Source organism: Methanoregula sp., from assembly GCF_028712425.1.
Taxonomy (GTDB): Archaea; Halobacteriota; Methanomicrobia; order Methanomicrobiales; family Methanospirillaceae; genus Methanoregula.
Genome location: NZ_JAQTQD010000034.1, coordinates 1 through 13,733 on the forward strand (window position 1 = coordinate 1; position 13,733 = coordinate 13,733).

Annotated in this window: 17 protein-coding genes; 15 read left to right on the forward strand and 2 right to left on the reverse strand. The window is 56.6% G+C overall.

The window, feature by feature from the left end; genetic code table 11:
- The 9 genes from PHF39_RS12900 to PHF39_RS12940 form a co-directional block, all read left to right on the forward strand.
- Positions 1 to 1,426: V-type ATP synthase subunit I (locus PHF39_RS12900; RefSeq protein WP_300224750.1), on the forward strand; the 1,426-nt coding region annotated here is incomplete at its 5' end.
- 3 nt (positions 1,427 to 1,429) lie between these two features.
- Positions 1,430 to 1,693 (forward strand): ATPase, encoded by a 264-nt coding sequence (locus tag PHF39_RS12905; protein WP_299965626.1) that lies wholly within the window; start codon positions 1,430 to 1,432, stop codon positions 1,691 to 1,693.
- Positions 1,694 to 1,704: 11 nt separating this feature from the next.
- The gene (locus PHF39_RS12910; RefSeq protein ID WP_300224751.1) at positions 1,705 to 2,283 is read left to right on the forward strand and encodes a V-type ATP synthase subunit E family protein; all 579 of its coding nucleotides are present in this window, start codon (positions 1,705 to 1,707) and stop codon (positions 2,281 to 2,283) included.
- 12 nt (positions 2,284 to 2,295) lie between these two features.
- The gene (locus tag PHF39_RS12915) at positions 2,296 to 3,351 is read left to right on the forward strand and encodes a V-type ATP synthase subunit C (protein WP_300224753.1); all 1,056 of its coding nucleotides are present in this window, start codon (positions 2,296 to 2,298) and stop codon (positions 3,349 to 3,351) included.
- Position 3,352: 1 nt separating this feature from the next.
- On the forward strand, positions 3,353 to 3,658 hold the full coding sequence (locus tag PHF39_RS12920; protein ID WP_015284355.1) for a V-type ATP synthase subunit F: 306 nt from the start codon (positions 3,353 to 3,355) through the stop codon (positions 3,656 to 3,658).
- Positions 3,649 to 5,412 carry a V-type ATP synthase subunit A gene (locus tag PHF39_RS12925; protein ID WP_300224755.1) on the forward strand — a complete coding sequence of 588 codons (1,764 nt, stop codon included), beginning with the start codon at positions 3,649 to 3,651 and terminating at the stop codon, positions 5,410 to 5,412. Before PHF39_RS12920 ends, PHF39_RS12925 begins: the two co-directional genes overlap by 10 nt.
- Positions 5,409 to 6,797, forward strand: a complete 1,389-nt coding sequence (locus PHF39_RS12930; protein WP_300224757.1) for an ATP synthase subunit B — start codon at positions 5,409 to 5,411, stop codon at positions 6,795 to 6,797. Before PHF39_RS12925 ends, PHF39_RS12930 begins: the two co-directional genes overlap by 4 nt.
- Positions 6,798 to 6,803: 6 nt before the next feature.
- Complete coding sequence (locus tag PHF39_RS12935; protein ID WP_300224759.1) at positions 6,804 to 7,433, forward strand: V-type ATP synthase subunit D; 630 nt, start codon at positions 6,804 to 6,806, stop codon at positions 7,431 to 7,433.
- A gap of 20 nt (positions 7,434 to 7,453) precedes the next feature.
- Positions 7,454 to 8,668, forward strand: a complete 1,215-nt coding sequence (locus tag PHF39_RS12940) for a phosphoglycerate kinase (protein ID WP_300224761.1) — start codon at positions 7,454 to 7,456, stop codon at positions 8,666 to 8,668.
- Positions 8,669 to 8,670: 2 nt separating this feature from the next.
- Here PHF39_RS12940 and PHF39_RS12945 read toward each other — a convergent pair whose 3' ends face one another.
- Positions 8,671 to 9,156, reverse strand: a complete 486-nt coding sequence (locus PHF39_RS12945) for a hypothetical protein (protein ID WP_300224763.1) — start codon at positions 9,154 to 9,156, stop codon at positions 8,671 to 8,673.
- Positions 9,157 to 9,311: 155 nt separating this feature from the next.
- Here PHF39_RS12945 and PHF39_RS12950 point away from each other — a divergent pair, with 155 nt between their 5' ends.
- From PHF39_RS12950 to PHF39_RS12970, 5 genes are all read left to right on the forward strand, one after another.
- A complete protein-coding gene (locus PHF39_RS12950) occupies positions 9,312 to 9,626 on the forward strand; it encodes a hypothetical protein (protein ID WP_300224765.1) in 315 nt (104 codons plus the stop codon).
- Between the two features lie 79 nt (positions 9,627 to 9,705).
- Positions 9,706 to 10,185 carry a 23S rRNA (pseudouridine(1915)-N(3))-methyltransferase RlmH gene (gene rlmH / locus PHF39_RS12955; protein WP_300224767.1) on the forward strand — a complete coding sequence of 160 codons (480 nt, stop codon included), beginning with the start codon at positions 9,706 to 9,708 and terminating at the stop codon, positions 10,183 to 10,185.
- A gap of 79 nt (positions 10,186 to 10,264) precedes the next feature.
- A complete protein-coding gene (locus PHF39_RS12960; protein ID WP_300224769.1) occupies positions 10,265 to 10,603 on the forward strand; it encodes a hypothetical protein in 339 nt (112 codons plus the stop codon).
- The gene (locus tag PHF39_RS12965) at positions 10,604 to 10,936 is read left to right on the forward strand and encodes a hypothetical protein (protein WP_300224771.1); all 333 of its coding nucleotides are present in this window, start codon (positions 10,604 to 10,606) and stop codon (positions 10,934 to 10,936) included. It begins immediately after the preceding gene.
- Positions 10,933 to 11,160, forward strand: coding sequence for a hypothetical protein (locus PHF39_RS12970; RefSeq protein WP_300224773.1), 228 nt, complete (start codon positions 10,933 to 10,935; stop codon positions 11,158 to 11,160). Before PHF39_RS12965 ends, PHF39_RS12970 begins: the two co-directional genes overlap by 4 nt.
- A gap of 18 nt (positions 11,161 to 11,178) precedes the next feature.
- Here the strand turns inward: PHF39_RS12970 and PHF39_RS12975 are convergent, their stop codons facing one another.
- Positions 11,179 to 12,597, reverse strand: coding sequence for a response regulator (locus PHF39_RS12975; protein WP_300224775.1), 1,419 nt, complete (start codon positions 12,595 to 12,597; stop codon positions 11,179 to 11,181).
- 270 nt (positions 12,598 to 12,867) lie between these two features.
- Between PHF39_RS12975 and PHF39_RS12980 the strand changes: the two genes are divergently transcribed.
- Positions 12,868 to 13,320, forward strand: a complete 453-nt coding sequence (locus tag PHF39_RS12980) for a HEAT repeat domain-containing protein (protein WP_300224777.1) — start codon at positions 12,868 to 12,870, stop codon at positions 13,318 to 13,320.
- Positions 13,321 to 13,733 lie beyond the last annotated feature (413 nt).

Here is a 13,733-nt window from a genome sequence, read left to right on the forward strand (position 1 = left end):
GTCAGTCCAGGTCCCAAACGAGACCGGTTCCCCGCAGGAACGCATCAGGTTTTATGCCGAACAGGTGGCAGCCCTGAACAAGGAGATTGCCGGGCTTTTAGCAAAACTCGACGCGGTACGGCAGCAGCATGCCGGGTTCATGGTTGCCTGCGAGGAATATCTGAAGGCAGAGGCCGAACAGTCCGAGGCACCGCTCCGGTTTGCCACCACGAAACAGACCTTTGTTGCAGAAGGCTGGGTCCCCTCCGATAAAGTGGAGGAGATCAGCGCAGCACTCGTTAAAGCAACCGGCGGCAAAGTGTTTGTCGATGTCCTGCCCATGGATCCGGAGCACGACAACGTTCCCGTTGAGTACAACAACCCGAAGTTCGCCCAGCCGGCGCAGATGCTCATGGACGTCTATTCGCGGCCCAAGTATACCGAGATTGATCCGACACTGATGCTCGCCATCGTGTTCCCGCTCTTTTTTGGTATTATCGTCGGGGATGTCGGGTACGGCCTGATTTTCCTGGCAATGTGCCTTGGCCTGCAGCGGATGATGAAAGGTGCAGACGGACAGATGTTTTTGAAGGTGCTCAGGAATGCCAGCATCTCCAGCATCATCTTTGGTCTGCTCTTCAACGAGTTCCTCGGCTTCGAGCTCACGCAGGTCGTTGGCTGGATTCTCGGGTTTGGCGGAGTCCCGAACCTGATTCACGGGTATGCCGGGTTCATCATGCCCAGCCGGCACCTGCTCATCGGAGCAACGGAAGCCGGAGGCCACGGGCCTGCAATTCCCGCACTGATGATCATGGCCATCTGGATTGGTATCCTGCACATCACGCTGGGCCGTGTACTCGGTATGTATAATCATGCAAAACAGGACCACGGGGAACACCGCACCAAGACGGTCATGGCCAACTTCGGCTGGCTTGCTGTCATGTGGGGTATCCTTGTCGCCATCTGGTCCAATGTTGTAATGCCGTATATGCCCGATCTCACCGGGCTGCCGGTTGTTGCAGCAGGGTTTACCCTTGGCACATTCGTCGGGGCGGCACTCATCCTTATCGGTGTTATCTGCATCGCCCGGGACTCGGTTCTTGAAGTAATCGAGTTACCCACGATCATTTCCCATGTTTTATCCTATGCACGTCTCGTTGCGGTCGGCCTCTCATCGGTCGCGATCGCAATGGTCGTCAACTATATGGCAATCGGGATGTTCATCAGTCCCGGTATGAAAGAACTATCCATTGTCGGTATTGTGATGATCGTTGTCGGACTGGTTATCTTCCTGTTCGGCCACACGCTCAATGTCGCACTGGGTCTTTTGGGTGGGGGTCTCCACTCAATTCGTTTGCATTATGTCGAATTCTTCACCAAGTTCTACAAAGGTGGAGGCATCAGGTACGTTCCATTCGGAATGAAACGCAGATTTACGGAGGAATAAATTATGGCAGTTGAAGCAATAGCAGTAGCAACCACAGATCTCGCATCGATCCAGGCATCGCAGATGGGAATGAAGGCAATCGGCGCAGGACTCGCCGTCGGTCTTACCGGTGTTGGTACCGGTGTCGCCGAGATGGGCATCGGTGCCGCAGCAGTCGGCGCCATTGCAGAGAACAAGGACTTCTTCGGTCTGGGCCTTCTCTTCACCGTTATCCCTGAAACAATCGTCATCTTCGGTCTCGTCGTCGGTCTCCTTCTGCTCTTCTAAGGGAGAGAACAATGGGACTGGAAGCAGTAGTCGAAGAGATCAGGGAAAAAGGCAGGTCCGAGGCAGAGAAGATACAGCTTGAGTCGAAACAGGACGTTGACGCGATCCTCGCTGCGGCCAACAAGAAGGCCGGCGAGATCAAGCTTGCTGCAGAAGATGAGTCCGCAAAGCAGGCAGCTCATATCCTGAGCCAGGAGGTATCCGCAGCGAACCTCCTTGTCAAGCGCGAGCTCTTAAACACGCAGAAAGCGCTCCTGGACCAGGCGTACGAAGCCGTGCTGAAGGATATCGCAGCCCTCCCTGAGAGCTTCCATCGCGAAGCAATCAAGAAACTCCTTGCCGGCGCAAAGAAGGAGATCCAGAAAGGGACGGTCTCCTGCAATGCCCGGGATGTGGCTGCCTTAAAAGCGGTCATCGCCGAGAACCCGGAGTTTACCGGGTTCAGGGTTGGCGAGCCCGTCAACATCGACGGCGGCATCCTGGTCGAAGGCGAAGGGGCGGAGTTGCAGATTGATTACAGCTACCGCACGTTCTTATCGGGCGTGTGGGAATCCGGGTTGAAGGATGCGTCGGATATCCTGTTCGGGTAAGGAGGCACGCGTATGGGTGTGAATATTTCAGCACCGTACATCTATGTGTGCACCAGGATGCGGGTGCGGAAGGCAAAGCTCCTCCCTCGTGAGGAGTACATGCGGATGCTCAACATGAGCGTTGCCGAGATCACCCGCGTCATCGAGGAAACCGAATACAAACAGGAGATCGACGAGCTGGGGACAGCGTTCAAAGGCATCGACCTTGTGGAAGTCGCCCTGAGCTGGAACCTCGCCAAGGAATACCAGAAGATCCAGGAGATTGCCCCGGGCACCCTCAAGGGCTTCACCCATGCCTACCTCAGGCGGTGGGACATCCAGAATGTCTTAACCATCCTCCGGGGCAAGGTGCAGGGCGAGAAACCCGGCAAGATCAAGGAGATCTTAATCCCCGCCGGCAGCCTGGACAAGGTTGTGCTGGACAGACTCCTCTCCGAAGAGAGCAACGATAGGATTATCGAGCTGCTGAAAGGACACCGGATGTTCCCGGTGCTTGCCCGGGAGTTCCCGGCAGCAAAAGAGTCCGGTTCGTTCTCCCATATGGAAAACGAGCTGTACAAGCAGTTTTATGCCGAGATCCTTGCCGATGCAAAGTCGGGGATCAAGGGCGCATCAGCGTTCCTGTCCTACATCCAGCTGGAGATCGATATCAAGAATGCCAAGACCCTCTTCCGGCTCCGTGTGGATGCACAGACCGATGAGGATGTCCGGGACATGTTTGTCGCCGGCGGCACGCTCTCGGTAACCGACTTCACCAGCCTGGATTCCATCCGTGACTTAAACGAGTTCATCGACCAGCTCAAGGTGAATTTCCGGAACGAATCGCTCCATGCACTGCTCGACGAGCTGAAGGGCCAGAAAGGCAGCATCTCCGACATCGAGGTCCGGCTGACCCGTGTCCAGCTCGAGCAGATGGAGAAGATGAGCAAGAGAAATCCGTTCTCGATCCACCCGATCCTCGTATATCTCGAGAAGAAGAAGTACGAGGTCTTCAACCTGCGGGCGCTTGCCCGGGGCAAGGAATCGAGACTGCCGTCCGAGAAGATCGCGGAATACCTGGTGATGTAACATGGAGATTGCAGTAATCGGCAACAGCGAGTTCATCCTCGGGTTCCGCCTTGCAGGCATCCGTAAGACCTATGCGGCGGAAAACGATGAGAAGCTCAATGAGCACATCACCACGGTACTGCAGGACAGCGAGGTTGGTATCCTTGTCCTCAACTCAGGCGACATGGACAAGATCCCGCGGAGACTCCGTGCAACGCTTGAGAATTCCGTGAAGCCGACCGTGATTGCGATCGGCGGCGAAGAGGAAGGCGGGCTCTCCATGCGGGAGAGAATCAAGAGATCGGTGGGTGTTGATCTGTGGAAGTAAAAGGAAAACAAGCAAACGGAAAACAAGGGGTCCTGAAAAGGATCGCCGGCCCTGTCGTTACGGCAGTCAACCTTGACGCCCACATGTATGATGTGGTGAAGGTCGGCAAAGAAGCGCTGATGGGAGAAGTCATCAAGATCCAGGGCGAATTCGTCATCATCCAGGTGTACGAAGATACCACGGGTATCAGGCCCGGCGAACCGGTCTCGAACACCGGTCTTTCCCTTGCAGTTGAACTCGGGCCTGGCCTGCTGACCAGTATCTACGACGGTATCCAGCGCCCGCTGCCGATCCTCGTGGACAAGATGGGCAACTTCATCGAGCGCGGTGTCACGGCTCCCGGTCTCTCCCACACGAAGAAATGGACCTTCAAGCCGCTCGTGAAATCCGGCGACAAAGTCGAACCGGGTGCAACCCTCGGCGAAGTTCAGGAGACCAACATTGTCCACAAGGTCATGTTGCCCCCGAACGCTAAGCCGGGCGTTGTCAAGACCATCAAGAGCGGGGACTTCACCATCGACGAGACTATCTGTGTTCTCGACGACGGCCGTGAATTCCCGATGATCCAGCGCTGGCCGGTCCGTGTGCCCCGTCCCGTGAAGGAGAAGAAGAACCCGACGATCCCGCTGATCACCGGTCAGCGTATCCTCGATGGTCTCTTCCCGATTGCAAAGGGCGGTACCGCTGCAATTCCCGGCCCGTTTGGGAGCGGCAAGACCGTTACCCAGCAGCAGCTGGCCAAGTGGTCGGATGCCGAGATCGTGGTCTACATCGGTTGCGGTGAACGCGGCAACGAAATGACGGAAGTCTTAAGCGAATTCCCTCACCTCGAAGACCCGAAGTCCGGAAAGCCCCTCATGGAGCGGACGGTGCTCATTGCAAACACCTCCAACATGCCGGTGGCTGCCCGTGAAGCCTCGGTTTACACCGGTATCACCATTGCGGAATACTTCCGTGACATGGGTTACGACGTTTCCCTGATGGCAGACTCGACCTCCCGCTGGGCAGAAGCCATGCGTGAGATCTCCAGCCGTCTCGAGGAGATGCCCGGTGAAGAAGGCTACCCGGCATACCTCGCAGCCCGTCTCTCGGAGTTCTACGAGCGTGCCGGCCTTGTCGAGACCCTGAACGGAGCATCCGGGTCGGTCTCAGTTATCGGTGCAGTATCACCTCCTGGTGGCGACTTCTCCGAGCCGGTCACCCAGAACACCCTGCGTATCGTCAAGGTTTTCTGGGCACTGGACGCGAAGCTCTCCCAGCGCCGGCACTTCCCGGCCATCAACTGGCTGAACTCCTACTCGCTCTACCTCGATGCCCTGCACGACTACTATGACAAGGAAGTCTCCCCTGACTGGAACAAGATCCGGTCCTGGGCCATGGAAGTCCTCCAGAAGGAAGCAGAACTCCAGGAGATCGTGCAGCTCGTCGGTTCCGACGCACTGCCTGAGTCAGAACAGGTCACCATCGAAGTAGCCCGCATGATCCGTGAGATCTTCCTCCAGCAGAACGCGTATGATTCCGTCGACACGTTCTGTGACATGAAGAAACAGTACGACATGATGAAGGCGATCAAGACGTTCGCCGATCTCGCGTATGCTGCCCAGCTTGCTGGCGTCAGCCCGACGCAGATCAATGCGGTCAAGAGCAAGGGTGAACTGCCCCAGATCAAGTTCATCAAGGAGTACAAGCCCGAGCTCGCGAAGATCGAGAAGCAGATGGATGCAGAATTCAATGCACTGAGGTCGGCAGCATGAAGGAATACAGAACGATCAACAAGATTGCCGGTCCCCTCGTTTTCGTTGAGAAGACCGAGCCGGTTGCCTACCAGGAACTCGTGAACGTGGTCCTTTCCGACGGCACGATCAAGCGCGGCCAGGTGCTCGATACGAGCGACGAGCTTGTCGTTGTCCAGATCTTTGAGACCACGACCGGTATCGGCCGCGACAGCGGTGTCCGGTTCACGGGCGAGACCATCAAGATGCCCGTGGGCAAGGAGATGCTCGGCCGTATCCTGTCCGGTGGCGGTAAGCCCATTGACGGTGGCCCGGAGATTGTTCCGGAGAAGCGCCTTGACATCAACGGTGCGGCTATCAACCCGTACGCCCGGGGCATGCCGGCGGAGTTCATCCAGACCGGTATCTCGACCATTGACGGGACGAACACCCTTGTCCGTGGCCAGAAACTCCCGATCTTCTCATCAGCAGGTCTCCCGCACAACAATGTTGCGCTGCAGATCGCCCGGCAGGCAAAGGTGCCCGGCTCGACCGAAAGTTTCGCGGTAGTCTTCGCTGCCATGGGTATCACCAAGGAAGAAGCGAACTACTTCATGCAGGACTTCGAGCGCACCGGTGCACTCGAACGTGCCGTCGTCTTCCTCAACCTTGCGGACGACCCGGCTGTCGAGCGTATCATTACCCCGCGTCTCGCCCTGACCACCGCTGAATACCTCGCCTTCGAGCTTGGTATGCACGTGCTGGTCATCCTGACCGATATGACCAACTACTGTGAAGCGCTCCGCCAGATCGGTGCAGCCCGTGAAGAAGTTCCGGGCCGGCGTGGTTACCCCGGTTACATGTACACGGACCTTGCCTGCATCTACGAGCGTGCCGGTATGATCAAGGGCCAGAAGGGTTCCGTTACCCAGATCCCGATCCTGACCATGCCCGGTGACGATATCACCCACCCGATCCCTGACCTGACCGGGTACATCACCGAAGGCCAGATCGTGGTCAACCGTGAACTGCACCGCAAGGGCATCTACCCGCCCATCAACGTGCTGCCTTCGCTGTCACGTCTGATGAACCTCGGTATCGGCACGGGCCACACCCGTGAGGACCACAAGAAGGTCTCCGACCAGATGTACGCAGGGTACGCAGAAGGCAACGACCTCCGCGGCCTGGTGGCTATCGTCGGCAAAGACGCGCTCTCCGAGCGTGACCGGCTCCTGCTCGAATTCGCGGATCTTTTCGAGAACCGCTTTGTCCGGCAGGGCTATGACGAGGATCGCACCATCGAGGACACGCTGAACCTCGGCTGGGAGCTCCTCTCGTCGCTGCCGGTTGAGCAGCTCACCCGTATCGACCGCGACCTCATCAACAAGTACCACCCGAAGATCAAGGCCGGTGCAAAGAAGGAGTAACCAGCCATGGCGCTGCGCGATATCAAGCCAACCCGCTCGGAACTCATCAACCTGAAGAGGAAGATCCAGCTCTCTGAGCGCGGCTACAAGATCCTTAAGATGAAGCGCGACGGGCTGATCCTTGAATTTTTCAAGGTACTCGCAGATGCAAAGGACTGCAAGGGGGATCTCCTCAAGAAGCATGCCCGCGCTGTCGAGATGATGGCGCTCGCAAACACCGTTGAGGGGGCCATCGGAGTGAAGTCTGCGGCATTCTCCGTCAAGGAAGTGCCGCAGATTGCCTTAAAGAGCAAGAACATCATGGGTGTTGTAGTGCCGCAGATCGAGTCCTCGAAAGTGAGGAAAACACTCGCGGACCGCGGCTATGGTGTGCTCGGCACATCAACGGTCATCGATGAGACCGCATCGGCATTCGAGGAGCTCGTGGAAGCGATCATTCTCAGTGCAGAAATCGAGACCACGATGAAACGCCTGCTCGACGAGATCGAGAAGACCAAGCGCCGGGTCAACGCGCTTGAGTTCAAGGTCATCCCGGAACTCACCGGTGCCCGTGACTTCATCAAGATGCGCCTTGACGAGATGGAGAGGGAAGAACTCTTCCGGATGAAGAAGATCAAGGCCCGCAGTACATCATAACCGTACCAAGGGGATAATCGATGCCGATTGGAACTATCAGGGACCTGGGATCTGAGGGAAAAACAGTCCTCCTCCGGCTTGACCTCAACTCCCCCATCGACCCCTCATCCAACCTTATTTTAGACGACAAGCGGTTCCGGGAGCACCTCCCGACCATCCGTGCCCTGGACAAGAGCAGGGTCGTTATCATCACCCACCAGAGCAGGCCCGGCAAGAAGGACTTCACCACGCTCGAGGCCCATGCCGAGAAGCTGGAACAGCTGCTCGGGAAGCCCGTTACCTACGTCGACAGCATCTTCGGCCGCCCTGCCCGCGAGGCCGTGCACCGGATGAGACCGGGCGAGATCGTGATGCTGGAGAACGTCCGGTTCAATGCCGAGGAGAACCTGACGCTGAAACCCGAGGAGGCAAAGAAGACCCATCTCGTTAAAAAACTCTCCACGCTGGGGGATGTTTTTGTCAACGATGCGTTCGGCACTGCCCACCGGTCCCAGCCGACAGTCGTCGGCCTCCCGCTGGCAATGCGTTCAGCCGGGGGCCTCCTCATGGAGAAGGAGGTCTTCACGCTCTCGAAAGTCTTCTCGGGTGCGCCGCAACCGGTCTGCATGGTGCTCGGCGGGACCAAGGTGGACGATTCGATCGATGTAGCGAGAAACGTGCTCGACAAGGGGATCGCGGACACGGTCATCGTCATCGGTGTTGTTGCCAATGTCTTTTTGATCGCGGCAGGGTACGATATCGGCAAACCCTCCGCACAGCTGATTGCCCAGCTCAAGTACCAGCCCGAGATCGAGAAGGCAAAGGCGATCCTTGCCACATACAAGGACCGGGTCATCATGCCCCAGACCGTTGCTGTCCGCGAGAACAACTGCCGTAAGGAATACCCGGTCACGAAGATCCCACAAAATGCCCCGGTACTCGATATCGGCATGGACGCGATCCACGACATGATCGGAGTCTTAAAGAAGTCCGGCACGGTCGTCCTGAACGGTCCGGCCGGTCTCTTCGAGGAATCCGATTTTGCCACCGGTACTTACGAGATGATCAAGGCTGCCTCAAAGGTGGACTTCTCCGTTGTCGGGGGCGGGCATACCGCTGTGGTCATCGAGAAGATGGGCCTTGAAGGGGACTTCACCCACATCTCGACCGGTGGCGGGGCCTGCATCGAGTTTTTGACCGGCAAAGTCCTGCCCGCGGTCGAAGCCCTCGAGCAGTCAAAAAAGATCTTCGGGTAATCTCACTCTTTTTTCATAACGTCGAGCATCATCCCGGTAAGGAAGTTGTTCGGCCGTTTCCGCGAGACAATGGCGGGCTTCTCGTACGCGGGCTTTGAGATAGTGACAATCTCGTCGGCAGTCCCCACCTGGAGGACCGGTTTTTCCATCCGCCTGCTCCGGCTCCGCATTGTCGAAAGGACTGCAAACGAGAAGCCGAGCGCCGTGAACATGAAGAGACACACCGCAAAGATCGCGGTGATGCCGAGGATGAGCCCAAAGCGGGTCTCCTGCAGGAGCGCCCAGATGCCGATAATGAAAACGATCCAGAAGATGAGGACCGCGATCTTCGTGGACTCGATGGGGCTTGCAAGACTGCGTTCGCGTTTCTCCTCGTCATCGGTCGGGAAACGGTCAATCATCTTCCCGAGCGCAAGGAGTGCGATGCTGCAGCCGATAGCAAACACCCCGACAATCGGGAGAAGCAACAGGAGAATCTCGTTCATCATGGTCACCTCACGATAATTCCCCTTTAACTGCCGCGCTATAAATAGTATTCCATAAGGATTATTTAGGAAATACGGGTGCTGGTTTCTGTAGTACTTATGAATTATCGCAGGCGTTTAACAGCCTATTTATAGTATTTTACCCTATTTTTTAGGGAATGGCTGTAAAAGTACAGGCGAGCCGCGGGGAACGTGTTGCGATCTCCTACAAAATGCCCCCCAATATCTACGAGAAAGTCAATAAACTCGTGTATGAGGAAAAGAAGTTCTCCACGGTCTCGGACTGTATCACGCAAGCTTTATTATCATTCGTCGATAATCACCACGATATGGGACAGTTCAGGGAACTGTTCAAGGATTATATGTCATCTGAGGAAGGAAGGGAGCTCATGAAAACGATGATGAAAGAAGTGCTCCTCGATGTATTGTCCCACCAGAAGATGGAAACGAAGGATGCCAAGGGTAATTCATAAGTAACGTACTTCCCCGTCTCTTTTCTCCTCCCTGTAGCCTGCCGTATTGACCGTTGAACAGGGAGGGTCACCAGGTACCATGCACATCACTATTATCTCCGTTGGCAGGATCAAAGAAAAGTTCCTGCAGGATGGCATCCTTGAGTACGAGAAGCGCCTGCGCCCTTATGCGAAGGTCCGGATCGTGGAGATTCCCGAGGAGAAACGCCCGGCATCCGCAACCCCTCCGGTGGAACGGGCTGCGATGGCAAAGGAAGGGGAGCGGATCCTCTCTGCCATCCCTGATGGCTCGTATGTTGTCGCGCTTGATGTCAACGGGGAGGACTGGTCGAGCACGGCCCTTGCCGAAGCCCTCTCGCGCTGGGAGCTTACCGGCACCAACCAGATCGCGTTCATCATCGGGGGAGATCTCGGGCTTGCCCCGGCAGTCATCTCGCGAAGCAACCTCCGGCTCTCCCTCTCGCGCATGACGTTCACCCACCCGATGGCCCGCCTTCTCCTCATCGAGCAGATCTACCGGGCATTCCGAATCCTCAGGGGCGAGCCTTACCACAAATAATGTATCCTTTTGAAGTTCTGGAAAATTCGATACCTTTTTCTTATCCAAGGACTGAAATCGAGGCAGAGGGGAAGTCCGCATGGTCATCGAGATACTGTCCTACAAGGCAAGCATCCTCAATCCACTCTTCAAGTTTCTTGTCATTGTCTTGTATGCCATTGGGACGTGGTTCTTCTACCGGGCATGGAGAAAATACGGGGGCAACCTGAAGATCATTGCCGGGGCGCTGATGTGCGGCGGTATCGCAGCCTGTATCGGGGCCAGCGCTCGTTTCCTGGGTGACTACCTCGTACAGTTCAAGTGGATGGAGAGCACCGGGGCCATCATCTTTGCGCTCATCAGTATCTTCGTTGCCTGGCTTGTGTACCGGAAATTCTCCGAAATCGCCGTGGCGTTCGGGCTGAAGGAGGAGAAATAGATGGCCGACCTTCTTGATTACAACACGAGCCCGCTCGTCTTTATCCTTAAAGTCACAGCCCCGCTCCTCTTCCTTGGGGCCCTGGCGTTTTACGCTCTCACCCGCAAGTATTATTCCGGGAAGATCCGTCTCCTATTAGATACCCTGATCCTCTTCTCGTTCTTCACCTTTGTCGCCGGCTGGCTCCGGATCTATGCTGACGGGACCGAATTCGGGTTCACGAAAGAGTACTCCCTGCGGTGGTTCCAGTCCATCGGGTACATTGTATCGGCCGGCTGCTTCATCTGCGCCGGGTACAAACTGCTGCACCTTTTCGAGGAGGGAAAGCAATGACAGCATATTCAGACCGGATCCTGGGAATTCTCGAACCGAAGATCGGCCATGCACTGGCCCAGTCCGCACTCCGCATCAAGTGCAAGAAACTCGGGATCGCACCGGAACATATCACGCAGGAAACCCTTCCCGTGCTGGCAGACGACCTCTACGAGCCGCTCCGGATCTTTGCCGGTGACGAATTTGCCCGGGGACTGGTCTTGCAGATCAAGGCGCTTGCATAAGGGCCTCCTGCCCCGGTTCTACCCTTTTTTCCCGGCCGGATACCGGTACACCCCGCGGGGGACGCTCATCTCGAAGATGGCTCCCTTCCCGGGGGTGCCGGTTTCAACAATCGTTATCCCGGTGATCCCCAGGATCTCCCGGACAAGGAAGAGTCCAAGGCCGGTATTTTTCCCATAACCGCGTTCGAACACCCGCTCCTTTTCTTCAAGGGGGATGCCAATCCCGTCGTCTTCCCAGAGGATCTTCAGGCCGCCCTCCTCCTCTCGGCAGGTGACCTTGAGCTGCCGGACATGCCCCCCGTGCCGGAGGGAGTTGTCAAAGAGGTTGAAGAAGACCTTCTGGAGCATCGGGTCCGAAAAGACCTCGACCTCCCCGCAGGTTGTCTCGAATTGCACCCCTTCCGGGACCATCCATCTTGGCAGGACGGAATCAATCTTCTGCCAGCGTGAGTCCGTGCTCCCCAGGTCCTGGTACACCCGGCTGAACTCGATCTGGGTCTGGATGGCCCGTGTTGTGGTCCCTATCTTCAGGAGGAACGAGTCAATCTCTTTGGGGGGATTTCTCTTCTGGATAAAGATGATGTTGCTGTCGATGATCGAGATCTTGTTCAGGATGTCGTGGCGGGTGATACTGGAAAGGAGGCTCAGTTTCTTGTTGGCCATGCGCAGGGCGTCGTCGGCCATCATGTGCATCGTTATATCAAACACACAGATGACAGTGCCCCGTTCCGGATAAGCGGGATCGAGAGACCCGTGACTGAGCAGCACCCGCAGGGCTGCGCCGTCCTTTCTCTGCCATCGTGTTTCTACCGGAAGGGAATCCCCGCTCATCACCGTGGTTTGGTCCCCTGGCGGTGGTGCAAGGACGGTATCGATATCCGGCCAGAGGGTGTGGATGTCTGTCATTTCCAGTTCTTCCCGGGTATACCCGGTCATTTCGCAGAGGCGTTCGCTGGCCCGGGCGATCTTCTTCCCGGTGAGGATCGCAACACCGGCCGGGACCGTGCGGAGAATGGCTGCAAGCAGTTCGTTCTCCTGGCGTATTGCCAATCCTTCCGCCTCCCGTTTTCCTACGACCTGCCGGATGGTATCAGCAAGCCGGGTGAACTGCTCGCCTTGTGCCCCTCCTTTCTTAGCATACCCGTCCGCGCCATGGCTGAGGGCCGCCATCACGATCTCTTCGCTTCCCATAGCGGTAAATATGATGAACGGGGTTGTATCTCCCAGTTCCCGGAGTGCCTTTACGAGCGGGGTGCCGTTTATCCCCGGCAGGGGGTAATCGCTGATGATGATGTCGTATGGTGCATTTTTTTGCATCTGGAGCGCTGTGCCGGCAGAGGTTGTCGTATCGACGGTGAACAAACCCGTCTCCTCAAGGGAACGTTTGCACTCCCCAAGCAGGGCCGGATCATCATCGACACCCAGGATTCGCCGCATTATCAGAAGTACGTCTGATGGGGTTTATACAATTACCGCTATGGAGATCTCCCCATAAAAAGGAGTTTTTTATCGAATAATTATTTATAACTGGGTTGCATTATAATACTGTAATGTACCGCAAGAGCCTTCCAGAGAGGATTGCTGCAACGCGGGCACGCTCCGCTCATGGTAAGCGGAGGCTGTTTTTCATCTTCTGAACCGGTTTTTCGGTTGAGATGAGCTGGTATTGTCCTCTGAATATGCTGGTGATTGGTGAATAATATGGATATGAGTCTTGAACGGCCGGGGCAGGGATACCCTGTCCAGCCCCGCGGGGAAGTGTATGATCTAGTTTCTGCAGCGCAGTCCGGTGCGGATAATGAAACCCGGCTGCGGGCTGTCGCGGCTCTCGGGAAGAGCGGCGACCCGCGTGCAGTCCGGCCCGTGGCCGACCTGTTAAAGGATGCAGACCCTGAGATCCGGCAGGCCTCTGTGATCGCTCTTGGCCTGCTCAGGAGCGGACGCCCGGTCGATGACCTGGTGGCGCGGTTACGGGATCCCAATGAACATGCAGCAATCCGCGAACAGGCAGCGGTGGCGCTTGCATCCATCCGGAGCACCGGGGCGGTCCGCGGTCTCCGCGAATTTATTGCTGACGGGAATGAAGATAGCGCCCTCCGCACCCGCACGGAGAACCTGCTGAAAGATATTGGCGCAGAACAGGGGAGTGCCGGTACGTGAAGGGGAAATAATCCTCTTGTTTTCCCGCTGGCTGTTTTGGTACATCTGCCTGATTGGTCCACGAAGCGTCAGACAGGGGTCTCCGGCTGACCCCCCTACCCCCCATGCAGGGGGGTCAGGAACAATTTAAACCAACAGGGAGGGGGGGGTCAACAGGATACCCCCCCTCCTATTTTTTAAAAAGTACGCAGTATTGGACAGGTTTTCACGAGCCCCCCGGATGCGTTCAACGACGAAGAGATATGTACGCGATGTTGCCCGAAATGAGAGCGGGGGGGTGGATCCCGACCTCAAGGGGGAGGGGGTATACCGGATACCTCCCCCCCACAAGGCAGGGGGGGTTACATGGATGGTGAAAAAAAGAGGTGGGGGGGTATGCGGGAGACCCAGATCGGAAGAGCACACGTCTGAAC

Coding starts and splice junctions, on each gene's coding strand:
- PHF39_RS12905 (WP_299965626.1), top strand. CDS start 1,430: ATGGCAGTTGAAGCAATAGCAGTAGCAACCACAGATCTCGCATCGATC.
- PHF39_RS12910 (WP_300224751.1), top strand. CDS start 1,705: ATGGGACTGGAAGCAGTAGTCGAAGAGATCAGGGAAAAAGGCAGGTCC.
- PHF39_RS12915 (WP_300224753.1), top strand. CDS start 2,296: ATGGGTGTGAATATTTCAGCACCGTACATCTATGTGTGCACCAGGATG.
- PHF39_RS12920 (WP_015284355.1), top strand. CDS start 3,353: ATGGAGATTGCAGTAATCGGCAACAGCGAGTTCATCCTCGGGTTCCGC.
- PHF39_RS12930 (WP_300224757.1), top strand. CDS start 5,409: ATGAAGGAATACAGAACGATCAACAAGATTGCCGGTCCCCTCGTTTTC.
- PHF39_RS12935 (WP_300224759.1), top strand. CDS start 6,804: ATGGCGCTGCGCGATATCAAGCCAACCCGCTCGGAACTCATCAACCTG.
- PHF39_RS12940 (WP_300224761.1), top strand. CDS start 7,454: ATGCCGATTGGAACTATCAGGGACCTGGGATCTGAGGGAAAAACAGTC.
- PHF39_RS12945 (WP_300224763.1), bottom strand. CDS start 9,156: ATGATGAACGAGATTCTCCTGTTGCTTCTCCCGATTGTCGGGGTGTTT.
- PHF39_RS12950 (WP_300224765.1), top strand. CDS start 9,312: ATGGCTGTAAAAGTACAGGCGAGCCGCGGGGAACGTGTTGCGATCTCC.
- rlmH (WP_300224767.1), top strand. CDS start 9,706: ATGCACATCACTATTATCTCCGTTGGCAGGATCAAAGAAAAGTTCCTG.
- PHF39_RS12960 (WP_300224769.1), top strand. CDS start 10,265: ATGGTCATCGAGATACTGTCCTACAAGGCAAGCATCCTCAATCCACTC.
- PHF39_RS12965 (WP_300224771.1), top strand. CDS start 10,604: ATGGCCGACCTTCTTGATTACAACACGAGCCCGCTCGTCTTTATCCTT.
- PHF39_RS12970 (WP_300224773.1), top strand. CDS start 10,933: ATGACAGCATATTCAGACCGGATCCTGGGAATTCTCGAACCGAAGATC.
- PHF39_RS12975 (WP_300224775.1), bottom strand. CDS start 12,597: ATGCGGCGAATCCTGGGTGTCGATGATGATCCGGCCCTGCTTGGGGAG.
- PHF39_RS12980 (WP_300224777.1), top strand. CDS start 12,868: ATGAGTCTTGAACGGCCGGGGCAGGGATACCCTGTCCAGCCCCGCGGG.